The sequence below is a fragment of the Mesorhizobium sp. USDA 4413 genome (assembly GCF_056280365.1).
Genome location: NZ_JBVPRP010000001.1, coordinates 719,961 through 743,247, shown reverse-complemented (window position 1 = coordinate 743,247; position 23,287 = coordinate 719,961). Strand labels below are relative to the sequence as shown.

General features: G+C 63.4%; 24 protein-coding genes. 13 read left to right on the top strand and 11 right to left on the bottom strand.

The annotated features are described in order from the left end of the window. Positions 1-330 precede the first annotated feature (330 nt). Positions 331-516, bottom strand: a complete 186-nt coding sequence (locus ACVMIM_RS03765; RefSeq protein ID WP_476110524.1) for a hypothetical protein — start codon at positions 514-516, stop codon at positions 331-333. A 308-nt stretch (positions 517-824) separates the two neighbouring features. Here ACVMIM_RS03765 and ACVMIM_RS03760 point away from each other — a divergent pair, with 308 nt between their 5' ends. From ACVMIM_RS03760 to ACVMIM_RS03745, 4 genes are all read left to right on the top strand, one after another. Next, complete coding sequence (locus ACVMIM_RS03760) at positions 825-1,187, top strand: septal ring lytic transglycosylase RlpA family protein (protein ID WP_476110522.1); 363 nt, start codon at positions 825-827, stop codon at positions 1,185-1,187. Between the two features lie 283 nt (positions 1,188-1,470). Then, complete coding sequence (locus tag ACVMIM_RS03755) at positions 1,471-2,748, top strand: polyhydroxyalkanoate depolymerase (protein WP_476110520.1); 1,278 nt, start codon at positions 1,471-1,473, stop codon at positions 2,746-2,748. Positions 2,749-2,935: 187 nt separating this feature from the next. Further along, entirely contained in the window at positions 2,936-3,553 is a 618-nt protein-coding gene (locus ACVMIM_RS03750) for a transglutaminase-like cysteine peptidase (protein ID WP_476110518.1), read from the top strand. A gap of 308 nt (positions 3,554-3,861) precedes the next feature. After that, complete coding sequence (locus ACVMIM_RS03745) at positions 3,862-4,116, top strand: hypothetical protein (protein ID WP_476110517.1); 255 nt, start codon at positions 3,862-3,864, stop codon at positions 4,114-4,116. Positions 4,117-4,188: 72 nt separating this feature from the next. Here ACVMIM_RS03745 and ACVMIM_RS03740 read toward each other — a convergent pair whose 3' ends face one another. The 4 genes from ACVMIM_RS03740 to ACVMIM_RS03725 all read right to left on the bottom strand — a co-directional run bounded on the left by ACVMIM_RS03740 (position 4,189) and on the right by ACVMIM_RS03725 (position 7,024). Next, positions 4,189-4,557 carry a helix-turn-helix domain-containing protein gene (locus tag ACVMIM_RS03740; RefSeq protein WP_278049790.1) on the bottom strand — a complete coding sequence of 123 codons (369 nt, stop codon included), beginning with the start codon at positions 4,555-4,557 and terminating at the stop codon, positions 4,189-4,191. Positions 4,558-4,669: 112 nt separating this feature from the next. Next, on the bottom strand, positions 4,670-5,194 hold the full coding sequence (locus tag ACVMIM_RS03735) for a Smr/MutS family protein (RefSeq protein WP_476110515.1): 525 nt from the start codon (positions 5,192-5,194) through the stop codon (positions 4,670-4,672). Next, entirely contained in the window at positions 5,191-6,294 is a 1,104-nt protein-coding gene (gene mltA, locus ACVMIM_RS03730; RefSeq protein WP_476110513.1) for a murein transglycosylase A, read from the bottom strand. The genes ACVMIM_RS03735 and mltA overlap by 4 nt, the downstream gene beginning before the upstream one ends. Positions 6,295-6,316: 22 nt before the next feature. After that, the gene (locus ACVMIM_RS03725) at positions 6,317-7,024 is read right to left on the bottom strand and encodes a Tim44/TimA family putative adaptor protein (protein ID WP_040999248.1); all 708 of its coding nucleotides are present in this window, start codon (positions 7,022-7,024) and stop codon (positions 6,317-6,319) included. A gap of 203 nt (positions 7,025-7,227) precedes the next feature. Between ACVMIM_RS03725 and ACVMIM_RS03720 the strand changes: the two genes are divergently transcribed. Further along, positions 7,228-7,722, top strand: a complete 495-nt coding sequence (locus ACVMIM_RS03720) for an FxsA family protein (protein ID WP_476110511.1) — start codon at positions 7,228-7,230, stop codon at positions 7,720-7,722. Positions 7,723-7,838: 116 nt separating this feature from the next. Continuing rightward, on the top strand, positions 7,839-8,342 hold the full coding sequence (secB, locus tag ACVMIM_RS03715) for a protein-export chaperone SecB (protein ID WP_040986315.1): 504 nt from the start codon (positions 7,839-7,841) through the stop codon (positions 8,340-8,342). Between the two features lie 574 nt (positions 8,343-8,916). Here the strand turns inward: secB and dnaQ are convergent. The 5 genes from dnaQ to ACVMIM_RS03690 all read right to left on the bottom strand — a co-directional run bounded on the left by dnaQ (position 8,917) and on the right by ACVMIM_RS03690 (position 12,709). Next, complete coding sequence (gene dnaQ, locus ACVMIM_RS03710) at positions 8,917-9,621, bottom strand: DNA polymerase III subunit epsilon (RefSeq protein ID WP_278049794.1); 705 nt, start codon at positions 9,619-9,621, stop codon at positions 8,917-8,919. A gap of 74 nt (positions 9,622-9,695) precedes the next feature. Next, positions 9,696-10,301, bottom strand: coding sequence for a dephospho-CoA kinase (gene coaE / locus ACVMIM_RS03705; RefSeq protein ID WP_476110508.1), 606 nt, complete (start codon positions 10,299-10,301; stop codon positions 9,696-9,698). Next, the gene (locus ACVMIM_RS03700; RefSeq protein ID WP_476110507.1) at positions 10,301-11,128 is read right to left on the bottom strand and encodes a shikimate dehydrogenase; all 828 of its coding nucleotides are present in this window, start codon (positions 11,126-11,128) and stop codon (positions 10,301-10,303) included. Before ACVMIM_RS03700 ends, coaE begins: the two co-directional genes overlap by 1 nt. Further along, positions 11,121-11,720: a Maf-like protein gene (locus tag ACVMIM_RS03695; protein ID WP_476110505.1), complete on the bottom strand. Its 600-nt coding sequence runs from the start codon at positions 11,718-11,720 to the stop codon at positions 11,121-11,123. Before ACVMIM_RS03695 ends, ACVMIM_RS03700 begins: the two co-directional genes overlap by 8 nt. 167 nt (positions 11,721-11,887) lie before the next feature. Next, positions 11,888-12,709 carry a pyruvate, water dikinase regulatory protein gene (locus ACVMIM_RS03690; protein WP_278049799.1) on the bottom strand — a complete coding sequence of 274 codons (822 nt, stop codon included), beginning with the start codon at positions 12,707-12,709 and terminating at the stop codon, positions 11,888-11,890. A 401-nt stretch (positions 12,710-13,110) separates the two neighbouring features. Between ACVMIM_RS03690 and hemE the strand changes: the two genes are divergently transcribed. From hemE to rho, 3 genes are all read left to right on the top strand, one after another. Further along, a complete protein-coding gene (gene hemE / locus ACVMIM_RS03685) occupies positions 13,111-14,139 on the top strand; it encodes a uroporphyrinogen decarboxylase (RefSeq protein WP_476110503.1) in 1,029 nt (342 codons plus the stop codon). After that, positions 14,136-14,663, top strand: a complete 528-nt coding sequence (gene hemJ / locus ACVMIM_RS03680) for a protoporphyrinogen oxidase HemJ (protein WP_476110501.1) — start codon at positions 14,136-14,138, stop codon at positions 14,661-14,663. Before hemE ends, hemJ begins: the two co-directional genes overlap by 4 nt. A 251-nt stretch (positions 14,664-14,914) precedes the next feature. Continuing rightward, positions 14,915-16,180 carry a transcription termination factor Rho gene (gene rho / locus ACVMIM_RS03675; RefSeq protein ID WP_476110500.1) on the top strand — a complete coding sequence of 422 codons (1,266 nt, stop codon included), beginning with the start codon at positions 14,915-14,917 and terminating at the stop codon, positions 16,178-16,180. Positions 16,181-16,346: 166 nt separating this feature from the next. On the opposite strand, the gene ACVMIM_RS03670 is transcribed toward rho, so the two are convergent. Then, complete coding sequence (locus ACVMIM_RS03670) at positions 16,347-18,362, bottom strand: thioredoxin domain-containing protein (protein ID WP_476110498.1); 2,016 nt, start codon at positions 18,360-18,362, stop codon at positions 16,347-16,349. Between the two features lie 129 nt (positions 18,363-18,491). On the opposite strand from ACVMIM_RS03670, the gene mnmE reads away from it, so the two are divergent. The 4 genes from mnmE (at position 18,492) to ACVMIM_RS03650 (ending at position 23,285) form a co-directional block, all read left to right on the top strand. Continuing rightward, positions 18,492-19,799 (top strand): tRNA uridine-5-carboxymethylaminomethyl(34) synthesis GTPase MnmE, encoded by a 1,308-nt coding sequence (gene mnmE, locus ACVMIM_RS03665; RefSeq protein ID WP_476110496.1) that lies wholly within the window; start codon positions 18,492-18,494, stop codon positions 19,797-19,799. Positions 19,800-19,957: 158 nt separating this feature from the next. Next, positions 19,958-21,832, top strand: a complete 1,875-nt coding sequence (mnmG, locus tag ACVMIM_RS03660) for a tRNA uridine-5-carboxymethylaminomethyl(34) synthesis enzyme MnmG (protein ID WP_476110494.1) — start codon at positions 19,958-19,960, stop codon at positions 21,830-21,832. Next, positions 21,829-22,470: a 16S rRNA (guanine(527)-N(7))-methyltransferase RsmG gene (gene rsmG, locus ACVMIM_RS03655; RefSeq protein ID WP_476110493.1), complete on the top strand. Its 642-nt coding sequence runs from the start codon at positions 21,829-21,831 to the stop codon at positions 22,468-22,470. The genes mnmG and rsmG overlap by 4 nt, the downstream gene beginning before the upstream one ends. A 17-nt stretch (positions 22,471-22,487) precedes the next feature. Continuing rightward, the gene (locus ACVMIM_RS03650; protein ID WP_040999223.1) at positions 22,488-23,285 is read left to right on the top strand and encodes a ParA family protein; all 798 of its coding nucleotides are present in this window, start codon (positions 22,488-22,490) and stop codon (positions 23,283-23,285) included. Positions 23,286-23,287 lie beyond the last annotated feature (2 nt).

Genomic DNA, 23,287 nt, shown 5'->3' with positions numbered 1-23,287 from the left:
GCCGAAACTGACGGAGCGATCAGCACGGAGCGAGCGCCGCGGTCGGCCTCGGCCGCAAGCCACGAACGATCGCCGGAACGGTCTTCGGAAGGTCGCGCATCGTTCTCTCACTCCCAATGTTGACAAGACTACTATACTAACCGAGCCAGGCACGAAACCCTCCTTCCAATTCGCCGGCGATTTGAAGCATGGATTTGCCTGGGTAGCATGACAGGCGGATTTTCGTTCGCTGGATATAACTGCGATGGCGGCATCCGATCGGTCATCATCCTAGGCGGAGCGACGCGAAACAGAACAGAGATAATAACGGAAGGGACGCCCGCCGGCAGATCAGATGCGCGAGCGGTTCGCCCAGCGCAGCCCGGCCACGCCGACCAGCATGGTGAGGAGGCCGACATAGAGCCATTGCGTCTGGCCGGTCATGAAGCTGCCCTTGACGAGACCGAGGCCTTGCAGCGACCACAGCGCACCGACGGCCAGCACAGTCAGCGCCAGCACAAACCTGATCAATCGCATCGGTTGGACCCTCTCTAAAAGTCGATCCTGGACCGCGACAGAGACGCAACAAAGACGGCGAGGAATCGAAATAGTTCGGTTCCTCTGTACTGCAAATCTTGAGGACCGATCTTGCCCGGAACGTCCCGGATTCCGGTCCGATATTCATCAAGAATACGCCGTTTCAGCTCCAGAAATATCATGACAAACTGTTTCGCGGCGACTCCAAACGTGTGCCGCCGCCATGGAACCGCCAGAAGGTTGCCGCATTTCCCGCCTCATTCGGCACTTAGGCGGGGCTATTCGATCAACGGAGCCACCCCCAAAAGATGAAGAAAACCAACCGCGCCGCGCTTGTCGCGGTAGCGATCGCGGCTGGCCTGACGGCTGGCGCATCGTCCGCCTCCTCCGCCGCCGCGCAATGCGGCCGCGCTTCCTGGTATGCGCTGCATTCCAGAACCGCCTCAGGGGAACGCATGAACCCCTCGGCACTGACAGCCGCCCATCGCTCCCTGCCCTTCGGCACCAAGCTCAGGGTCACCAACAAAAACAACGGCCGCAGCGTCGTCGTTCGCATCAACGATCGCGGTCCATTCGTAAGGGGACGCATGCTGGATCTCTCCCGCGGCGCCGCCAGCCAGCTGGGTTTCGTCGGTTCGGGCCACACCGCCGTCTGCATGGCGCGTGTTTAAGCCATCTGTTCACAGGACCATGATCCAACCGCTCTTGATGGTAAGGATCGTGGCCGATGTCCGGCATGAGGGGGCCGGACACATATCCTTCACATTTCTGCACCGCACATTGAGCCGGCTCCAGCCCCAACGGCCGACTTTCAACAGCTTAGACCAAAGATGCATTCGTCAGACAAAATGACGTATTGCATCGCAACAATATCTTGTTAACCTCGCCGCGACACATGCAAGGCTCGGCGCTGTTCGTCGTCCTTTTGGTCGTCGGACGGCAGCGGGGTTCGCGATGTTCTACCAGCTCTACGAAATGAACCATGCGGCGTTGCAGCCGGCCCGCCTCTATGCCGACGCGGTGCGGCTCTTCTACTCCAACCCGCTCAATCCGATTTCCCATACCCCGTTCGGCCGCTCGGTGGCGGCGACCGCCGAGCTGTTCGAGCGGACCACCCGCCGCTACGGCAAGCCGCAATTCGGCCTGGACAAGACCGTGGTCGACTGGAAAAACGTCGCCGTCACGGAAAAGACGGTCTGGTCGAAGCCCTTCTGCAACCTCATCCATTTCGAGCGCGCGCTGCCCGCCGGGCGCAAGCCCGACCCGAAGCTTTTGATCGTGGCGCCGATGTCGGGCCATTACGCGACGCTGCTGCGCGGCACTGTCGAGGCCATGCTGCCTTATGCCGACGTGCACATCACCGACTGGGTCGACGCCCGCATGGTGCCGGTCTCGCAAGGCAGCTTCGATCTCGACGATTATATCGATTACGTCATCGAGATGTTCCACGCGCTCGGCCCCGACACGCATGTGATGGCCGTGTGCCAGCCTTCCGTGCCGGTGCTGGCGGCGGTGGCGCTGATGGAGAAGCGCGGCGATCCCTTCGTGCCCTCGACTATGACGCTGATGGGCGGCCCGGTCGACACCCGCCGCAACCCGACCGCGGTCAATCTTCTGGCCGAAGAAAAGGGGATCGACTGGTTCCGCGACAATGTCATCATGCAGGCGCCGTGGCCGGTGCCGGGTTTCGGCCGCGAGGTCTATCCGGGCTTCCTGCAGCTTTCGGGCTTCATGAGCATGAATCTCGACCGCCACATCATCGCCCACAAGGACTTCTTCATGCACCTTGTGAAGCATGACGGCGACAGCGCCGAGAAGCACCGCGACTTCTACGACGAATATCTGGCGGTGATGGACCTGACGGCGGAGTTCTATCTTCAGACGGTCGACACCGTGTTCGTGCGCCACGCCCTGCCGAAGGGCGAGATGACGCATCGCGGCGAGCCGGTCGATCCGAAGGCGATCCGCAACGTCGCGCTGCTGACCGTCGAGGGCGAGAACGACGACATTTCCGGCCTCGGCCAGACCCAGGCCGCGCATGACCTTTGCGTCAACATCCCGGCAGACAAAAAAGCGCATTACGTGCAGCCGGCCGTCGGCCATTACGGCGTTTTCAACGGCTCGCGCTTCCGCTCGGAAATCGTGCCGCGCATCGTCGATTTCATTTCCAGCTATGGCCGGCAGCACCGGGTGGCGACAAAGCCGAAGCTGGTCCGTTCCGCAAAAAGCTGATTGCAGGCGCCCAGCATCAGCCCTGCCGCCACCCGGCGGCCGGCAGTGTTGCGTCCATGCCTCTGTTGCGAAAGTGCCGCTACTGGATCGTCCAGGTAACCATGCCGTCAAACGGACCGCCGTCTCTAATTGACACGGACTGTAAATCGCCCTTAACGTTTCGTTAATAAAGAACAGGGCGGGGGCAATGACTTCCTCAGCGATGACGCGGATTCTGCGTTTGTTTGCAGCCGCAGGACTGGCGATCTCTGCGCATTGGGCGGTGCCGGCCTGGGCGGCGGGCGCGATGATCACGGGCGGCCTAACGTCGCAGCCGATCGGCCACTATGATTTCTGCAAATCGCATCCGAACGAATGCAACATCCGTCCGGTTGATCTCGAGCCGGCCAGGATGACGGATGGTTTGTGGCGCCGGCTGATCAACGTGACCGCCAGGGTCAACGCCGCCGTCAAGCCGATGAGCGACCTCGATCACTATGGCAAGGACGAAGTCTGGGCCTATCCGGACGACGGCTATGGCGATTGCGAAGACTATGTGCTGGAAAAGCGCCGCGAGCTTTATCGCATGGGCATGTCGCTGGCCGACCTTTTGATCACCGTCGTGCGCAAGCCGGACGGCGAAGGCCACTCCGTGCTGACGGTGCGCACCGACAAGGGCGACTATGTGCTCGACAATTTGACCGACAAGGTTAAAGCCTGGGACGCGACCGGCTACCGCTTCCTCAAGCGCCAGGCGATCGACAACACCGGACGCTGGGTCTCGATCCGCGACGGCCAGGCGGTGCTCGTCGGCTCGGTGCAGTAGGCAGGGCTAACCTCGGTTTCGTCATTCTAGGGCGAAGCAAGGAGCGCAGCGACGCCGCGAAGACCCTAGAACCATTCCGTTACCTACAGGCGTTACCGCGGTGCAGGACGACCTCTGGTCTGCACCGCTTCTACCCTTCGCGCGAGGTCACGGGATGGATCCTCGGGTCTACGCTCCGCTTCGCGTCGCCTCGCCCGTGGATGACGAGCGCAAGGAGCTTCCGAAAAAATCGCACACCTCCATGAACCATTCCCGTTCGGCCGGCGACACACAGCCGTGAATGGCAAACCCAACCATGGAGAACGCAAATGACTTCTTTCCTGCGCAACACCTTGCTTGCCGCCGTCGCGCTGTCGGCCCTGACCGGATCGGCCCTGGCGGACCAGACCTACAAAAGCTGCGCCGCGACCAACCTCAATGACCTATGGAGCGGCCGCTGCTGCAGCGTCGGTTCCGCGAACTGCCCGGGCGGCGGCAATGGCCGCGACCATCAGGGCCATCAAGGCAATGGCGGCCGGGGCAGCCCCAACGGCGGCAGCACCAACGGCGCCGGCAAGTTCTGATCTCAAGAGTTCAGATGGAGTCGAACCACGCGCCAGCGGACAATCGCGATCCGCTGGCGCCTGACACCGGGATTATAGAGGCCGACCGAGTGCCGTGCGTATCGAGGCGCTGAGGCGGCGCAATTCCGCCTCGTCCAGCTTCTCGATGCTCTCGGCCAGAAGGTTGGCGAGCTCCGTCGCCGCGGGTGACAGGCCGGACGTGTCGATCCTGACCCTGGGATGCGAGCTTTCGGCGAGCCGGGCCAGGTCCTCGGCCTCATCCCAAATGATGTTGAAATAGCCGATGATCTTCTGGATCAGCGTCCAGGTCGGCGCGCCGCGGCGGCCATGCTCGAGCGCCGACAGATAGGCGGCGCTGACGCCGATGGCCTCGGCCATCGCCTTCTGGCTGACGCCGCGCTCGGCGCGCAGCGCCCTAAGCCTTTCGCCGAAGGGGGTCATCTGGAACGGTTCACCGCTTCACCGAAGCGGCGACCCGCCCCGTCTCTTTGTTTTGGCGCAATTCCGGATGGAAAACCGCTACACACTTTTCCTGGAATTGCTCTAGGCATCCTCATGAGCGCGTCCGCCGCAGCCGCACATAGAGCGCGCCCGAACCGCCATGGTTGCGCGCGGCGTGGTCGTGGCTTGAGACCAGATGGCGGAAGGCCGGCGTAGAGAGCCAGGCCGGCACGGCGCGGCGCAGGATGCCGTCGCCGCCCGAGGAAGAGCCCTTGCCGGTGATGATCAGCACATAGCGGATGCCGCCGGCATGCGCGCGGTTGAGGAAGGTGAGCAGCAGCGAATAGGCCTCGTCCTGCGTCATACCGTGCAGGTCGACGCGGCCCTCGATCGGCAGCCGGCCTTTCTTCAGCTTGTGCAGCGTCTGGTCGTCGAGCGAATGCGAGACATGCGGCGTCTTCGGCTTGACGGCAGCGGCCGGAACGCCATTGGCAGCAGGCCGCGGCGGCTCGGGTTTGGGCTCGACGATGTCGGGGATCTCGACGGCGGTCTTGCCTTTCAAGGGCCGGGCCGAGCGCGCCACCAGGTTCCACAGGATGCGATCGTCCTCGCTGAGATGATCGTCGCGGCGGCTCACCGGCTCGCTCCATCCAGAAGCGCACGCGGCACCAGCGCATAGAAATCCGCCGCGTTGCGGACCACGCCGGCGATTTCGCCGGCGGCATCGCCCGAACCGGCGAAGAGGTCGCCGCGGGCGGGTCCGGTGATGGCCGAGCCGGTGTCCTGCGCGATCATCAGCCGCCGGAACGGTTTTTGGTCGAAGGCGGTGAGCATCGGGGCGTCGACATAGAAGGGCGTGCCGAAAGTGTGCAGCAGGCGGTCGACCGCGACCGATCGCCCGGGCGTCAGCGGCACCTTGGCGGCGGCGATGGGCCCGAGCGCCGCATCGTCGACCGCAGCCTCGCGGAAGAAAATGTAGGAGTGATTCTGCCAGAGGATCTCGTCGACCCGGTCCGGATGCGCCTTGAACCAAGCGCGGATCGACTGCATCGTCACTCTTTCCAGCGGGATCTCGCCGAGATCGCTCAGGATTTTGCCCGGGCCGGTGAAGCGCTGGCCGGACTTGGCCGCGTAGGTGACGCGGGCGAGCCTGCCGTCGGTCATCTTCAGCCGTGCCGCGCCCTGCACATGGATGAAGAAGGCATCGACCTTTTCGGCAAGCCAGGCAATTTCGAGATTCCGGCCGGCGAGCGCGCCGCGCTCGATTTCGCCGCGGTCGAAATATTCGACCGGACCTCCATCCGTCCGGCGGGCAAAGGCCAGATACGGATCCATGCCGGCCGGCCGGTTGCCGTCGTCGATGTCGATCAGGTCGGCGGGGCGGGACAGCAGCGGCACGGTGAACCGTTCCGTCCTGACCGGCGAGGCCTCGACCTCCGGCTCGTAGAAGCCGGTGACAAGCCCTGAGCCGTTTTCAGCCTTCACCAGCATCGGCACGAAATGCCGTTCGAAGAAAGACCGCGCCTCCGACCGATTCGGCGCCGAAACGGCGCGCGCCTCGGCATAGGCCTCGGCAAAGGCATTGAAATCGACGCCGAGCAACCCGCTGCGATAAGGTTTTACCGGGGCATGGAAGGCGGAGCGGCGAAACGCGGCAAAGGCCGCGAGGTGGTCATCCTCGCCCCAGCCTGGCAGGTCGCCGAAGGTTTTTTCGCTGAATGTGGAAGAGAGCGGCACGACCGAGCCCCGCCGCCTGGATTTAGTCTTCTTCTTCGGTGGCGACGAGCTTCCAGTTCGGGTCGCGCGAGCGGGTATCACGGGCGAAGGTCCAGACATCCTTGACCTCGGCCACCGTCTCCGGATCTCCGTCGATGACGGCGCCTGCCTTGTCGCGGGTCGCCGAGATCAGCTCGGAGACGACGCGCAGCGTGATATGCGCTTCCGAGCCCTTCATTTCGGCGCTGACGATGTCGGCCTTGTCGATGCCGACGAAGGAAGACTGGATCTTTTCCGACTTGGCCTCGCGCTCACCGATCGCGGCGACGAAGCCGTCATAGACTTCGCGCGACAGGAGGTTCTTCAGCGTCTTACGGTCGCCGTCGGCATAGGCCATGACGATCATCTCATAGGCCATCTTGGCGCCGTCGACGAAGGTCTTGGGGTCGAAGGACGGATCGTTGTCCTTGATCGTGCGCAGGCCTTTGTTGAGATCGGTGTCCGGCTTGGCGAAGGCGTCGATTTCGGCATAGGTCTCGGCCGCGGGCTCGCCCGGCATGCGCTTGCGCGGCACCGACACGACATTTTCAGGCTTCTGCGCCGCATCGGCCTCGCGCGTGCGGCTCGCCGAATAGGGATCGAAGGGCGGACGCTCGTTTCCGGTGCGACGTCCAAGCACGTTGCGCAGCTGGAAAAAGATTACAACCGCCGCAATCAAAAAGAAAATCGTGCCGAAGTCGAAGAAACCCATATTTTCCGCCAACTCGAACCCTGTCCTTGCCGGACCGGCGTAACTCCCTCGGGGAGCGCGGTCGCATAGCGTTCAACATCCAAAGCATATAGAACGGCAGGCGCTATCATTCAAATCAAAGGCAGCCATACCTATCTATAGGCGCCAAGGCCAGCGGCGATTGTCCGCGGGCGCCGCAAAAGAAGAAAGCGATCGGTCGAGACTTGCGCATTTCCTTCATCCCTTTGTTCCTGCTTCTGCTGCCGCTGCTGGAGATCGCCGGCTTCGTCATTGTCGGCCGCGAAATCGGCGCCTTGGCGACGATCGGGCTGGTGATCCTGTCCAGCATCGCCGGCAGCCTGCTGCTTCGGCATCAGGGTTTCGGCGTCATGACGCGGGTGCGCACGGAGATGGATGCCGGACGCGATCCCAGCCGGCAGCTTGCGCATGGCGCGATGATCGTGCTGGCGGCGATCCTGCTCATCATCCCGGGCTTCATCACCGACATCTTCGCCATTCTTCTGTTGCTGCCGCCGGTCCGCGACTTTGCGTGGCGCCTGCTCAAGAACCGTATCGTCATGGCAACCAGCTTCAGCAGCGGCTTCTCGGCGCGGCGGCGCGACACCGTCATCGATCTCGACGACAGCGACTATTCGCGCGACGATTATCCGAACCGGCCGGATCACAATTCGCCCTGGCGGCGGCTGAAGAACGATTAGTCCCGGACCTGTCGCCGACAGAGGCGGCAAAACTTGTTTTGTCCGGCCGACCATGGTAGCGAACCCGCGATTTCAATCCGGTCAGCAATGCTGCCCAGGCAAAAGGACTAAGGCTCATGGCCAGCAACGATGACGCGGCGACCGGCGCCGCCAACGGCAACGGCACCCAGAACCAGCCCTCGCTCAATGTGCTCGCGCAATATGTGAAGGATCTGTCGTTCGAAAGCCCCGGCGCGCCGAATTCGCTGCGCGGCCGCGACAAAGCGCCCGGCATCGCCATCAATGTCAACGTCAACGCCAACCCGCTTTCGGACAAGCAGTTCGATGTCAATCTGACGCTGAACGCCAAGGCGTCCTTCGACCAGGAAGTGCTGTTCAATGTCGAGCTTGTCTATGGCGGCGTCTTCGCCATCTCGGGCTTCCCGCAGGAGCACATGCTGCCGCTGCTCTTCATCGAATGCCCGCGCTTGCTGTTCCCCTTCGCGCGCCAGATCATCGCCGACGCCACCCGCAATGGCGGCTTCCCGCCGCTGATGCTCGACCCGATCGACTTCGCGCAGATGTTCCAGCAGAGGATTGCCGAGGACCAGGCCGCGGCCAGCAAGGTCCAGGTGAGCTGAGAAGGCGTACCACCCATCGTATGGAGAGCCCGGCTTCGCGCCGGGCTTTTTTGTTGGAGATCTCTGAGACTAGCGAAGACCGTGCGATCGTCATTCCAGGGCGAAGCAAGGAGCGCAGCGACGCGCGCAGACCCTGGAATCCATGCCATTACGTCAAGGCGTTGCAACGGTTACAGAATTCTGCACCGTTGCACCCTACGGCCGAGGTCACGGCATGGATACTCGGGTCAAGCCCGAGGATGACGACGTCATGAGGGTCTCGGCTAATCTCCCGACGTCCGTGCCAGAAGCGCTCCCCCACCCGCGGCGCCAACCTTCGCGATTTGCCGCGGCAAATAGCTCGGTCGTCATTCCAGGGCGGAGCAAGGAGCGCAGCGACGCGGCGCAGACCCTGGAATCCATTCCGTTACCCTAAGGCGGTGCTGCGGTTACAGAATTCTGCACCGCTGCGCCCCACGACGACGGTCACGGAATGGATCCTCGGGTCAAGCCCGAGGATGACGACGTCACGGAGGTTTCGGTCAATCGCCAACGTCGCCGGCTAATCTCCAACGTCTGCGCCAGGAGCGGCCTCTCACCCCACCGCCACCTTCAGCCACAGCGCCTTTTCACCCAGCGTCGAAACCAGCCCGGCATGCGCCGCGCGGTCCGCTTCGCTCAACCGGGGCGGCAGGGCGATCGGCCTCGCGCCGATGGAGATGTCGATATCGGCCACCTCGCCGGCACCGTTCATCTGCACCGCCACGGCTTCCAGCACCAGCGCCGCCTGCTTGCCGCCGATGAGCTCGATATAGACCTCGGCCAGCAATTCGGAGTCGAGCAGCGCGCCGTGCTTGGTGCGGCGCGTGTTGTCGATGCCGTAGCGGCGGCAGAGCGCATCGAGCGAGTTCGGTCCCATCGGATGCTTGCGGCGCGCGAGCGCCAGCGTGTCGATGATGCGGCCGGGATCGATGGATGGATGGCCGAGCCGGCTGTATTCGAGATTGAGGAAGCCGAGGTCGAAGGTGGCGTTGTGGGCGATCAGCTTGGCGCCGTCGGTGAAGTCCAGCCATTCCTGCGCGATCTCGGCGAAGGTCGGCTTGCCGACCAGGTCGGCGGCACTGATTCCATGCACGGCCTGCGCTTCGGCATGGATGGCGCGACCCTGCGGATTGATGAATTTGTGGAATGTGCGGCCGGTCGGAAAACGGTTGACCAGCTCGACGCCGCCGAGCTCGATGATGCGGTCTTCGCGCAAATCGAGGCCGGTGGTTTCCGTATCGAAGATGATCTCACGCATTCGAATCAATCCGCTCCAGGGAGCAGAATCACAAACCAGAACAAAATGGCAATGGGGACTACTGACAGCAAGAGTCAGGAGCGCGGCGTTTCCTGCTTATCCCCCGCCAGTTCGGCCACGATCGCCCCGACCGCCTTTCGCGCTGCGTCGAAGCCATTTCCGGTGTCGATGATGAAATCGGCCTGGCGGCGTTTTTCGGCGTCAGGGACTTGCTTGGCGAGGATCGAGGCAAATTTTTCCTCGCTCATGCCGGGCCTGGCCAACACACGCTGGCGCTGGATCTCGGGCGACGCGGTGACGACCACGACCTTGTCGACGCGGTTGCGGCCGCCAGTTTCGAACAGCAGCGGAATGTCGAGCAAGGCGAGGGGCGCGCCGGCGGCGCGGTGCCTCGCCAGAAACGCATCGGCATCGGCGCGCACCAGCGGGTGAATGATCGCCTCGAGCTTCTTCAGCGCGGCCGGATCGGCAAGCACTCGGCCCGCTAGTTTCACGCGATCGACCACCCCTGCCTCGGTCGTACCCGGGAAAGCCGCTTCGACCACGGGCGCTGCCTTGCCGGAATAAAGGCGGTGCACCGTCTCGTCCGAATCATGCACCGGCACGCCGGCCTCGGCGAACATTTTTGCCGTGGCCGACTTGCCCATGCCGATCGATCCGGTAAGGCCGAGCACGATCATCAATGGACCTCGATGTCGGCAACGATCATGCGCCGCAATTCGGGCGTGACTTCGGGTTTCCGACCGAACCAGCGTTCGAACCCGGGTACCGCCTGATGAAGCAGCATGCCGAGCCCGTCGACCGTCTTCAGGCCGCGCGCCTTGGCGGCCGCCAGAAGCGGCGTCTCCAGCGGTACATAGACGATGTCGGTGACGATGGCTCGGTCCGGCAGGCCGCCCGGATCGGCGGAGAGCGTCGCGTCGCCATGCATGCCGAGCGCCGTGGTGTTGACGAGCAGGCCGGCATCGCCGAGCAACCCGCCGACCGCACCATGCGCCGAGACGCCGGCGCCGAAATGGCGGCTGAGCTCCTCGGCTCGCGCGAGCGTTCGATTGACGACGCGGATATCCTTGATGCCACGCTCCTTTAGCGCATGGATGACTGCGCGGGAGGCGCCGCCGGCGCCGAGCACCACGGCCGGCCCATTGGCCGCCCATCCGGGTGCATGGTCGTCGAGGTTGGCGGCGAAGCCGTAGCCGTCCGTGTTGCCGCCCCAGAGAAGGCCGTCCTCGAACCACAGCGTGTTGACGGCGCCGATTGCATCGGCCGCATGGTCGCGGCGGGCGACGGCCGCGAAAGCGGCTTCCTTGTGCGGAATGGTGACATTGCCGCCGCGATAGCCGTCCTCGCCGAGAGACTTGAGGAAGGCGGCGAAATCCGCCGGCGCGACGTCGATCGCCCGGTAGCTGCCGTCGATGCCGTATTGCTTGAGCCAATAGCCGTGGATCTTCGGCGAGCGCGAATGGGCGATCGGATGTCCGGTGACAAAAGCTTTTGCCTCAGCCATCGATGGCTCCCAATGCGCGCAATTCCTTCAGCACAGCCAGCAGTGGCAGGCCGACAATGGTGAAATAGTCGCCCTCGATCTTCTCGAACAGCTGGATGCCTTCGCCCTCGATCTGATAGGCGCCGACGCTGGAAAGCGCCTTGGCGCCGACGCGCGCCAGATGCCGGCCGATAAAGGCGGGGTCGAGCTTGCGCATGGTGAGGCTGGCAACGCCGACATGGCGCCACAGCACTTCGCCGTCGCGGCAAAGCACGGCGGCGCTGTTCAATTGATGCGTCTTGCCGGAGAGCGCGAGCAGGTGGCGGCGCGCACCTTCCATGTCGGCGGGCTTGTGAAAAATCTCGTCGCCCAGCGACAGGGTCTGGTCGCAGCCGAGGACCAGAACACCTGGCCTGCGCTCGCTGACCTCGGTCGCCTTGGCCTCGGCCAGGATCGAGGCGACATCTTCCGGTGAAACGCCGCTGTCCTTCAGCGGAGCCTCGAGCGCGCGCTCGTCGACATTGGCCGGCACCGCCTCGATGTCGAGGCCGGCATTGACGAGCATCGCTTTCCTGTACGGGCTGCCCGAAGCGAGGATGATTTTTTCGGCCATTTTTTCGCACCTGGTCTGTGGGACCAACTAGCGTGTTGAGATTCAGGTTAGGCCGAGCCGAAAGTGGTGGCTTCCGAGAACCGGAGCGGAGCGTACTTAAAGTACGTGAGCACCGGAAGCGCAAGAAGCCGCTACTTGCAGGCCGGCACCACCTGAATATCGACGCCCTAGCGCGTCTTTCCCCGCAGGGCAACGATAGCCGCCGCCGTTTCCTCGATGGAGCGGCGGCTGACATCGATCATCGGCCAGCCATGCCTCGTGCAGAGCTGGCGGGCATAGGCAAGCTCCTCGTTGATCGCGGCGCGGTCGACATAATCTGTCGGCACGAAGGCGGCGCTGTTGCCGAGGATGCGGTTTTGCCGCACATGTGAGATGCGCTCTGCCGTGGCGACGAGACCGACGACCAAAGGCGTCTTGGCGGCAATCAGGCTCTCGGGCAGCGGCACGCCGAGCACGATCGGGATGTTGGCGGTCTTGATGCCGCGATTGGCGAGATAGATCGAGGTCGGCGTCTTCGAGGTGCGCGAGATGCCGATCAGCACGACGTCGGCATCCTCCATATTGGCCGGCAGCTGGCCGTCATCATGCTCCATGGTGAAGTTCAGCGCGTCGATGCGGCGGAAATATTCGGCGTCGAGCACGTGCTGGGCGCCGACCCGGCGGCCGGCCGGCGTGCCGAGATAGGACTGGAAAACGCTGAGCACCGGCTCCAGCACCGAGACGCAAGGCAGGCCCATGGCGGCGCAGCGCTCGTCGATCGAGCGGGCGAGCTTCTGGTCGACGACCGTATAGAGAATGATGCCGGGCTCTTCCTCGATGTCCTCGAAGACCTTGGCAACCTGCTTCTCGGTGCGGATCAGCGGATAGATATGTTCGATGGCGCGCGCGTCCTTATATTGCGCGGACGCCGCGCGGCCGGCCGCCAGCAGCGTTTCGCCGGTGGCGTCGGAGATCAGGTGCAAATGGAAGAAGCTCTGAGGTTTGTTCACAGGCGATAGGTCCAGGCTGTGGGCAATTGTGGACAAGGCTGGATGGGCAGGCCTTGGGTCAAAAAGCGACTGTATCAGATGGCCGCTTGTCCACAATTCGACCTGCTGTAGGCTTTGCCGCGGCGCTGGGGACAAAACCGGGGATCAACTTTTCTCGGCCGGTTTCATCCACAGCAAGGAGTTCGGAGCGGAAAGCCTAAGCTTTTGACTCCAAAGCCTGTATCGGCTTCGTCCCCAGAACCCTCCAAATTGCGGAAGCGAGTACGCGACAATATGCTGACTGGCCTTTTCGCGCCGCAGGCTGGACAGGTCGCAACCATCACAACCAACAGACTCTTAGAATCAGAAGACTCTTTTAAAATAGATATTTGATTTAAGAGAACTGGAGAGGGCAGCGCTGGATGGCTGGGAAACGGATCGTGCTGGACGTCCTCAAGGGCGAGACGGTTTTACCGCCGCCGCTCTGGATGATGCGTCAGGCGGGCCGCTATCTTCCGGAGTACCGCGAGACAAGGAAGCGGGCCGGATCCTTCCTCGATCTTTGCTACGATCCGGACCTCGCCGTCGAGGTGACGCTGCAGCCGATCGAACGCTTCGGCTTCGACGCTTCGATCCTGTTCTCCGACATTCTCGTCGTGCCCAATGCCCTGGGGCGCGAGGTCCGTTTCGAGGAAGGCCGCGGGCCGGTCCTGAAGCCGATCACGGCGGCCGAGATCCCCGCGCTGAACGGCGAAGTGTTTCACGTGAATCTCGAACCGGTCTACGAGACCGTGCGCCGGCTGCGCGCGAAATTGCCCGACGAGACGACGCTGCTCGGCTTCTGCGGCGCGCCCTGGACGGTGGCGACCTATATGATCGCCGGACATGGTACGCCCGACCAGGGCCCCGCCCGGCTTTTCGCCTATCGCGAGCCCGAGGCCTTCGCGAAGCTTTTGAAGACGCTGGCCGACCATTCGGCCGCCTATCTGATCCGCCAGATCGAAGCCGGCGCCGATGCGGTGCAGATTTTCGATTCCTGGTCGGGCGTGCTGGACGAACCGTCCTTCGAGGCTTTCTGCGTCGAACCGGTGGCCGAGATCGTCGCCCAAGTGAAGGCGATTCACCCCCACGTGCCGGTGATCGGTTTTCCCAAGGGGGCCGGCGAACGCTATCGCGACTACAGGAAGAAGACCGGCATTGCTGGTCTCGGCCTCGACTGGACCGTGCCTTTGTCGATGGCGAAGGAATTGCAGCGCGACGGCGCGGTGCAAGGCAATCTCGATCCGCTGCGCCTAGTCGCCGGTGGCAAGGCGCTAGCCGACGGCGTCGATGCCATTCTGAGCACTTTGGGTGGTGGGCCGCTGATCTTCAATCTCGGCCACGGCATCACGCCGGAGACCCCGGTGGCGCATGTCGAGACGATGGTGAAAATGGTGAGGAGCCATCGATGAGCAACGAGAACAGCACCGGCCAGGCGATGATGCGCATGACGATCGGCATTGCCGTGCTCGTCGCCTTGACGGCGCTGCTCTATCTCGTCGCCGGCGACGGCTTCTATCTCTGGGCGAAGGCGATCCATGTGATCGCGGTCATTTCCTGGATGGCCGGCATGCTCTATCTGCCCAGGCTGTTCGTCTATCACGTCGATGCCGAGAAAGGCTCGGTCCAGTCCGAGACCTTCAAGGTGATGGAGCGCCGGCTGCTGAGGGCCATCATCAACCCGGCGATGATCCTGACCTGGGTGTTCGGGCTTTGGCTGGCCTGGAAAGGCTTTGCATTCCAGGGCGGCTGGCTGCACGCCAAGATCACGCTGGTGCTCGTCCTATCGGGCCTGCATGGCTATCTCGCCGGCGCGGTCAGGAAATTCGCCGAGGACAAGAACGAAAAACCGGCGCGCCACTGGCGAATCGTCAACGAGATCCCCACATTGTTGATGATCGTCATCGTCATCCTGGTCGTCGTGAAGCCGTTCTAGATCAGGAGCGTGATCTTTCCGAGAGCTGGTTCGCGTTTTTGCTTACGCTGACCTCCGGTTCGGGATCATGCTTTGGCTTCTCCGACCCCAGCCAGGATCCGCAAAAGGCGGCTTGCTCTTTCAGGCGACCGACGATAAAAGACGGGTCTTCCTTCCCGTCATGCGCCGCCCCTTTTACTCGCTTCGGCCGCGCCCGGCATTTGTCGTATTCAGCCGATTTTTCTCCCAAAAGCCTACCCAGAGTCTATCTGATGCAAGAAATGAAACTCGCAGAGTTCAAGAACAAGAAGCCGCCGGAGCTGATCGCTTATGCCGAATCGCTCGAGGTGGAGAACGCCAGCGTCATGCGCAAGCAGGAGCTGATGTTCGCGATCCTGAAGAAGCTCGCCGCGCAGGACGTCGAGATCATCGGCGACGGCGTCGTCGAGGTGCTGCAGGACGGTTTCGGCTTCCTGCGCTCGGCCAACGCCAACTATCTGCCAGGTCCCGACGACATCTATATCTCGCCGTCGCAGATCAGGCGCTTTTCGCTCAAGACCGGCGATACGGTCGAAGGACCGATCCGCAGCCCGAAAGAGGGCGAGCGCTACTTCGCGCTGCTCAAGGTCAACACCATCAATTTCGACGATCCCGAAAAGATCCGGCACAAGATTCACTTCGACAATCTGACGCCGCTCTACCCGACCAAGCGGCTGAAGATGGAGGTCGACAATCCGACCTCCAAGGACATCTCGCCGCGCGTGATCGACCTGGTCGCGCCGATCGGCAAGGGCCAGCGCGCGCTGATCAACGCGCAGCCGCGCACCGGTAAGACGGTGCTGATGCAGAACATCGCCCATTCGATCACCGCCAATCATCCGGAATGCTATCTGATCGTGCTTCTGATTGATGAGCGTCCGGAGGAAGTGACCGACATGCAGCGCTCGGTGAAGGGCGAGGTGATCTCTTCGACCTTCGACGAGCCGGCGGCGCGCCACGTGCAGGTCGCCGAAATGGTGATCGAGAAGGCCAAGCGCCTCGTCGAGCATGGCCGCGACGTGGTCATCCTGCTGGATTCGATCACGCGCCTCGGCCGCGCCTACAACACCGTCGTGCCGTCATCCGGCAAGGTGCTGACCGGCGGTGTCGACGCCAACGCGCTGCAGCGCCCGAAGCGCTTCTTCGGCGCCGCCCGCAACATCGAGGAAGGCGGCTCGCTCACCATTATCGCCACCGCGCTGATCGATACCGGCAGCCGCATGGACGAAGTCATCTTCGAAGAGTTCAAGGGCACCGGAAACTGCGAAATCCAGCTCGACCGCAAGGTGGCCGACAAGCGCATCTACCCGGCGATGGACATCCTCAAGTCGGGCACCCGCAAGGAAGACCTGCTTGTGCCGCGCGCGGATCTGCAGAAGATTTTCGTGCTGCGCCGCATCCTCGCGCCTATGGGCACGACCGACGCGATCGAGTTCCTTATCGACAAGCTCAAGCAGACGAAGACCAACGCGGATTTCTTCGATTCGATGAATACGTGATTGGGCAGCGCTCCCCTTCTCCCCTGTGGGAGAAGGTGTCGCCGTAGGCGACGGATGAGGGGTGCTCCAGGGAAAGCCGACGTGTCACTCCGCTGGAACACCCCTCATCCGTCTCGGCGCTTCGCGCCGATCCACCTTCTCCCACAGGGGGAGAAGGGAAAAGGCGCTATCGCCGCAACAGCTTTTCCAACTCTTCTGCATCCGTCACCGCCGGCAGGCAGACCTGGCCGCTGCAGAACCAGGCGCCTGCTTTGTCCCTCGGCGGCAGCACGCCGCCCGGCAAGAGCGGTCGATTCGCTTCCGTACCGATCGGCACGACGATATCGACCCGGCGAGGGTCGGGATTCCGATTCGCAACCGGAACGAGGCTTGAAGACTCCGGCTTATCTATAATGACGAGCTTCAGTGGTTCGAGCGCCAGCGCGCAGGCATTGACAATGCCGGCCTGGCCATAGGCCTGTTGCGCGGCGCGGCCCATGGCATGTTCGGCGGTTGCCCAGGCCTTTTCCCAAAGATCGAGATCGCCGGTAAGCGATGACAACCGCACCAGCGCCTCGACGATCTGGCTGGTGGCCGAGGGGATCGCCTCGTCGACATCGCCGCGGATGCGGATCGGCACGTCGCCGCTGTCCGACGCGGTCAGCCAGTAGCCGGTCTTGTCGTCGTCCAGATGCCAGCGGTCGAGCTCACCGATGAAGCGTCTGGCGCGATCGGAATAGGCCGGATCGCCGGTCGCCTCGAACAACGCGATCGCCGCGTTGGTCATGGCGGCATAGTCGCTGGACAGCGCGGGGAAAAGTTTCTTCGTCCCGAGCATGGAATGCGGCAGGCGGCCGTCCTGACTGGCCTCGGCGATATGGGCGAAAGCCTCGGCCGCGGCCTCGATCCAGTCGCGCCTGCCAAGGGAGCGTCCCGCTTCGGCGAGTGCTGCGATCATCAGCCCATTCCAGTCGGTGAGCGCCTTGCCGTCACGGCCTGGCCTGACCCGCGTTTCGCGAACGACCAACAGCTTTGCCTTCAGCGGCGCAAGCTGAGCGTCGTCGGCGATGCCCTGAACCTGCTGCGCCTCGCTCTGGCGAATGATCGGTTTTCCTTCCCAGCCATGCGGGGCAGCCAGCTCGAAATACCGGACGAAGCTCGGTGCATCGCCGCCCAGCGCGGCTTCAACCTCTTCCCTGCTCCAGGTGTAGAAAAGCCCCTCCTCGCCGTCGCTGTCGGCGTCGAGGCTGGAGGCGAAGGCGCCGCCTTCGACCCGCATCTCGCGCAGCAGCCAGGCGACCGTCTCTTCGATTCGCAGCCGGAACAAGTTGTCGCCGGTTGCGGCATAGGCCCAGTTGCACAGGCGGATGAGCTGGGCATTGTCGTAAAGCATCTTCTCGAAATGCGGCACCAGCCACTCGGCGTCGGTCGAATAGCGGCTGAGGCCGCCGCCGACGTGATCGTAGATGCCGCCGGCGAGCATCTTTTCGAGGCTGGTGACCACGGCGTCGCGATGCTCCGCACGGCCGTCGCGCAGCCAGGACAGCCACAGTGTGTGCATGAAAGGTGCGTTGGGGAATTTCGGCGCGCCCTTCAAGCCGCCGAGATCGCGGTCGATCATGCCGTCGACGCGGCCGGCGAGATCGCTGAGCGTATCGCGATCGAGCACAGCCTTCCCCGTCGCGCCGGCCAGTCGCTGCTCGACATGGGCGGTCAGCCCATCGGCGCTTTCGGCGAGGCTCTGCTGCTTTTCGCGCCAGGCCTTGTCGACAGCCTCCAGCACCTGGATGAAGCCCGGCCGCCCGTAACGCGCCTCGCGCGGAAAATAGGTGCCGCCCCAGAAAGGCTTGCCGTCGGGCGTCAGGAACATGGTGAGCGGCCAGCCGCCCTGCTCGCCCATGGCATGCAGTGCCGCCATATAGATCTGGTCGATGTCCGGCCGCTCCTCGCGATCGACCTTGATATTCACGTAGAGCCGGTTCATGACGGCCGCCACGGAGTCGTTCTCGAAGCTTTCATGGGCCATGACATGGCACCAGTGGCACGCGGCGTAGCCGATGGAAAGCAGGATCGGCCGCTCCAGTTCCTTCGCTTCGGCAAGGGCTGCCGGCGACCAGCCGCGCCAATGGACAGGATTGTCGCTGTGTTGCCGCAGATAGGGGCTGGCTTCTTCGGCAAGCAAGTTTCGCGCGGGCAAGGTCACGATGGGCGGCTCGGCATTCGGGTTTGATAAAGGCTGGAGCATGATGCCGAAACGTGTGGAGCGGTTTCGGCTGACATGCTCTACCATTTAATCTAGGCGGTTCGGCAGGTCCGGCAAATGGTTTCGCCAATGGCTTCGAAGGATTCGATCGTAGCGCTTTCCAGCGGCCGACTGCCCGCCGGCATCGCGGTTATCCGTGTCTCGGGACCGAAGACTCGATTGGTGGTCGAAACGATAGCCGGCCCGATTAAGGATCGGTTTACCAATTTGCGGAGGCTCAGGGCGGCGGACGGCTCGACGATCGACCACGGGCTTGTCCTGTTCTTTCCAGGCCCCGGCAGCTTCACGGGCGAAGACGTCGCCGAGTTCCAGGTCCATGGCGGCCGCGCCGTCGCGGCCAAAATGCTTGAGACGATCACCGGCTTCGAGGGCGTCAGGCACGCCGAGCCCGGAGAGTTCACTCGGCGCGCCTTTCTCAACGGCCGGTTGGGTCTGGTCGAGACGGAGGCATTAGCCGATCTCGTCAATGCCGAGACGGAAGCGCAGCGCCGCTTCGCTGTGCGCAACGCCGGAGGCGCGCAGAGCGAGCTTTATTCGAACTGGCGCCGCCGGCTCATCCATGCCCGCGCCATGATCGAGGCGGAGATCGACTTCGCCGACGAAGAGGATGTGCCCGGCTCCGTCTCGGAAGCGGTCTGGTCGGATGTGGCCGCGATGCTCGGCGAGATCGAGTGGCACATCGAAGGCTTCAAGGCGGCGGAGATCATTCGCGACGGTTTCGAAGTCGTGATCATCGGCGCTCCAAATGCCGGCAAGTCCAGCCTGTTCAACGCTTTGGCGAAGCGCGAGGCGGCGATCGTCACCGACGAGCCCGGCACGACCCGCGATCTGCTCGAGATCGTCATGGACCTCAAAGGGCTGAAGGTGCGGCTTGTCGATACGGCCGGGCTGCGTGAGGCCGCGGGCAAGGTGGAGTCGATCGGCATCGAGCGGGCGCGGGCCAAAGCGGAAGGGGCGGATCTGGTTCTGTTGCTGGAAGATATGACCGTCCCGGTTTCCGTCGAAAGTGTTCCGAGCGGGGCCCCGCTGTTGAGGATCGGAACCAAGTCGGATATTGCCGATGCCTGCGTCGGGGGCTACGACGTTGCGATCTCATCCAAGGACGGCAGCGGTCTGGACCGCCTGCTGGACGAGATCGCAGTCCGCGCCGCCGCGGCGGTTAGCGATGCGGGCGACGTCTTGCCGTCCAGGCTGCGCCATGTCGAGCTGCTCAGGGAGGCGACGGATTTCCTGCGGGCGGCGCTGTCAGGGCGAAGCCAGGAGTTACGCGCCGAGGATCTGCGGCTGGCGGCCGAGCGCCTGGGGCGCATTGTCGGTGCGGTCGACGTCGAAGATTTGCTCGACGTCATCTTTTCGCAGTTCTGCATCGGTAAGTGATTCACGTGAAACATGGGGCGGAGCCTACCCCGCAGTGATTCACGTGAAACACCGGCTGGAATGCGGATCAATGTTTCACGTGAAACGGCTCCGCTCCTTGACAGCCGGCGGTAGCAGGGACATGTGTCAAACCATCTCTGAAAGCGGATTCTTGGAAAATGACCGATCACTATGACGTGGTGGTGGTGGGCGGCGGGCATGCCGGTTGCGACGCGGCCAGCGCCGCCGCGCGCGGCGGCGCGAGGACCGCGCTGGTGACGCTGCGTTTCGATACGATCGGCGTCATGTCCTGCAACCCAGCGATCGGCGGTCTCGGCAAGGGACATCTCGTGCGCGAAATCGACGCTATGGATGGGTTGATGGGTCGTATTGCGGATGCCGCCGGCATCCAGTTCCGCCTGCTCAACCGCCGCAAGGGTCCGGCCGTGCGCGGGCCGCGCACCCAAGCCGACCGCAAGCTTTATCGCCTGGCCATGCAGGAAGCGATTCGGCGGCAGACCAATCTCGACGTGATCGAGGGCGAGGTTCTCGACTTTGAAATCGTCGAGGGACAGGTCGCAGCCGTTCAGATATCGGGCAACCGTCGCCTTGCCTGCGGCGCCGTCGTGCTGACCACCGGCACCTTTCTGCGTGGCCTGATCCATATCGGCGAGAAGAAGATCGTCGCCGGCCGCATGAACGAGCAGGCCAGCATGGGTTTGTCGGCGACCATGAGCCGCGCGGGCTTCAAGCTAGGGCGCCTGAAGACCGGAACACCCCCTCGCCTCGATGGCCGCACCATCGACTGGGCCGCGCTGGAAAGCCAGGCCGCGGACGACGATCCGGTGCCGTTCTCGCTGATGACGGACGCAATCGCCAATCCCCAAATCCATTGCGGCATCACACGGACCATGCCGGCGACGCATGAGCTGATCCGCGCCAATCTCGGCCGCTCGGCCATGTATTCCGGCTCGATCGAAGGGGTCGGGCCGCGCTACTGCCCGTCGATCGAGGACAAGATCGTCAAGTTCGGCGACCGTGAGGGCCACCAGATCTTCCTCGAGCCGGAAGGGCTCGATGACTACACCGTCTATCCGAACGGCATCTCGACCTCGCTGCCTGAGGATGTGCAGCTCGAGATCCTGAAGACCATTCCGGGGCTCGAAAAGGCAACCATGCTGCAGCCGGGCTACGCGATTGAGTATGATCATGTCGACCCGCGCGAGCTGAAGACGACGCTGGAGACGAAGCGGGTCGCGGGCCTGTTCCTGGCCGGGCAGATCAACGGCACGACCGGCTATGAAGAGGCCGGCGCGCAAGGCCTGCTTGCCGGCATAAACGCGGCGCGCAAGGCGTCGGCGAGCGAGCCGGTCGTGCTTAGCCGAACCGAGGCCTATATCGGCGTGATGGTGGATGACCTCACCAGCCGCGGCATCGCCGAGCCCTATCGCATGTTCACCTCGCGCGCCGAGTTCAGGCTTTCGCTGCGCGCCGATAATGCCGACGAGCGGCTGACGCCGCTGGCTGAAAAGCTCGGCATCGCGTCGTCGGAGCGGCTGCAGCGCTTTGGCGGGATGGCGAAGAAGCTGGACGAGGCTCGCGCCTTGGCCAAGTCGGTCACCTGGACGCCGAACGAGGCGGCACGGCATGGGCTCGAGATCAACCGGGACGGCGTGCGGCGCTCGGCTTACGAGTTGCTCGCGCATCCGGGCGTCGATATGGACTGGCTCGCCCGCGTCGAGCCGCGCTTTGCCGCGCTTGACGCCAAGACGGCCGAGCGGCTCGAAACGGAGGCGAAATATTCGGTTTACCTCGATCGCCAGCAGGCCGATGTCGCGCAGATCAGGCATGAGGAATCGCGGCTTATCCCGGAGGCGATCGACTTTTCCGATGTGCCGGGCCTGTCAAATGAGCTGAAGCAGAAGATGAAGATACGTCGGCCGCGTTCGATCGCCGACGCGCAACGAATGGAAGGCATGACGCCGGCGGCGCTGGCGATCATCGTCGCACATGTCCGCAATGCCGAGCTTGCCGCACGAAGGTCTGTGGCGTGACTGCGGATCCCTGGGCGGACCTGCGGCAAGCAGCGGGTCCGGTTTCACGTGAAACATTCGAACGGCTGCGGGCCTTCGAGCAGCTGTTCCTGAAATGGAACCGCAGCATCAATCTGGCGGCGCCGTCGACGCTCGACGATGTCTGGCGCCGCCATATTCTGGACAGCGCCCAGCTCGCGCGAATCGCGCCCGCCGCGACACGCTGGGTCGATCTCGGCTCGGGCGGCGGGTTCCCCGGATTGGTGCTCGGCTTCCTGCTGGCCGAGCGTGCCGGCGCCTCGATCGATCTGGTCGAAAGCAATCGCAAGAAGGCATCGTTCCTGCAGTCGGTCATTGGCCGGTTCAACCTTCCTGCACGCGTTCTGGCCAGGCGTATCGATGATAGCTATGCGCTTGTTTCCGCACCGGAAATCGTCACGGCGCGAGCGCTCGCCGCGCTCCCGGACCTGCTCGATCTGGCTGCGCCCTGGCTGACCAAAGGGGCGCGGGCGCTGTTCCACAAAGGCCGGGATTACCGGGCCGAAGTGGAAGAAAGCACTCACCGCTGGACCTTCGATCTGGTAGAACATTCGAGCATGACCGACCCGCACGGCGTCATCCTCGAAATCACCGATTTGCGTCCGGCGAAACAGCAATGAACTACTGGCATAGGCCCATGAGCACAGCACCGCGTATCATCACTGTCGCCAACCAGAAAGGCGGCGTCGGCAAGACGACGACGGCCATCAATCTGGCCACGGCGCTGGCCGCGATCGGCGAGCGCGTGCTGATCGTCGACCTCGACCCGCAGGGCAATGCCAGCACCGGGCTCGGCATCGACCGAAAGGACCGCACGGTTTCTTCCTATGACGTGCTGACCGGCGAGCTCGAGCTGGAAGCGGCCGCCGTGCCGACGGCGGTGCCGGGCCTGTCCATCGTGCCCTCGACGCTCGATCTGCTCGGCATCGAGATGGAGATCGCCTCAGCGCCCGATCGCGTGCTCAGGCTGCGCAACGCGCTGCGCGCCGCGGCTGAGCGTTCGGCGCCGTTCGGCTATGTGCTGATCGACTGCCCGCCCTCGCTCAATCTTTTGACTTTGAATTCAATGGCGGCAGCCGATTCCGTTCTCGTGCCGCTGCAATGCGAGTTCTTCGCGCTCGAAGGTCTCAGCCAGTTGTTGGAGACAGTCGAGCAGGTGCGCCACACGATCAATCCGGATCTCACCATCCAGGGCATCGTGCTTACCATGTATGACGGGCGCAACAACCTCGCCAACCAGGTGGTGCAGGATGTGCGTACCCATATGGGCGACAAGGTGTATGAGACGATCATCCCGCGCAATGTGCGCGTTTCCGAAGCGCCGTCCTACGGCAAGCCGGCGATCCTCTACGACCTGAAATGCTCGGGCAGCCAGGCCTATCTGCAGCTCGCCTCCGAGGTGATCCGCCGCGAGCGCAAGCTGCGCGCCGCCTGAGT

Coding starts and splice junctions, on each gene's coding strand:
- ACVMIM_RS03765 (WP_476110524.1), bottom strand. CDS start 516: ATGCGATTGATCAGGTTTGTGCTGGCGCTGACTGTGCTGGCCGTCGGT.
- ACVMIM_RS03760 (WP_476110522.1), top strand. CDS start 825: ATGAAGAAAACCAACCGCGCCGCGCTTGTCGCGGTAGCGATCGCGGCT.
- ACVMIM_RS03755 (WP_476110520.1), top strand. CDS start 1,471: ATGTTCTACCAGCTCTACGAAATGAACCATGCGGCGTTGCAGCCGGCC.
- ACVMIM_RS03750 (WP_476110518.1), top strand. CDS start 2,936: ATGACTTCCTCAGCGATGACGCGGATTCTGCGTTTGTTTGCAGCCGCA.
- ACVMIM_RS03745 (WP_476110517.1), top strand. CDS start 3,862: ATGACTTCTTTCCTGCGCAACACCTTGCTTGCCGCCGTCGCGCTGTCG.
- ACVMIM_RS03740 (WP_278049790.1), bottom strand. CDS start 4,557: ATGACCCCCTTCGGCGAAAGGCTTAGGGCGCTGCGCGCCGAGCGCGGC.
- ACVMIM_RS03725 (WP_040999248.1), bottom strand. CDS start 7,024: ATGGGTTTCTTCGACTTCGGCACGATTTTCTTTTTGATTGCGGCGGTT.
- secB (WP_040986315.1), top strand. CDS start 7,839: ATGGCCAGCAACGATGACGCGGCGACCGGCGCCGCCAACGGCAACGGC.
- dnaQ (WP_278049794.1), bottom strand. CDS start 9,621: ATGCGTGAGATCATCTTCGATACGGAAACCACCGGCCTCGATTTGCGC.
- coaE (WP_476110508.1), bottom strand. CDS start 10,301: ATGATCGTGCTCGGCCTTACCGGATCGATCGGCATGGGCAAGTCGGCC.
- ACVMIM_RS03700 (WP_476110507.1), bottom strand. CDS start 11,128: ATGGCTGAGGCAAAAGCTTTTGTCACCGGACATCCGATCGCCCATTCG.
- ACVMIM_RS03695 (WP_476110505.1), bottom strand. CDS start 11,720: ATGGCCGAAAAAATCATCCTCGCTTCGGGCAGCCCGTACAGGAAAGCG.
- hemE (WP_476110503.1), top strand. CDS start 13,111: ATGGCTGGGAAACGGATCGTGCTGGACGTCCTCAAGGGCGAGACGGTT.
- hemJ (WP_476110501.1), top strand. CDS start 14,136: ATGAGCAACGAGAACAGCACCGGCCAGGCGATGATGCGCATGACGATC.
- rho (WP_476110500.1), top strand. CDS start 14,915: ATGCAAGAAATGAAACTCGCAGAGTTCAAGAACAAGAAGCCGCCGGAG.
- mnmE (WP_476110496.1), top strand. CDS start 18,492: ATGGCTTCGAAGGATTCGATCGTAGCGCTTTCCAGCGGCCGACTGCCC.
- mnmG (WP_476110494.1), top strand. CDS start 19,958: ATGACCGATCACTATGACGTGGTGGTGGTGGGCGGCGGGCATGCCGGT.
- ACVMIM_RS03650 (WP_040999223.1), top strand. CDS start 22,488: ATGAGCACAGCACCGCGTATCATCACTGTCGCCAACCAGAAAGGCGGC.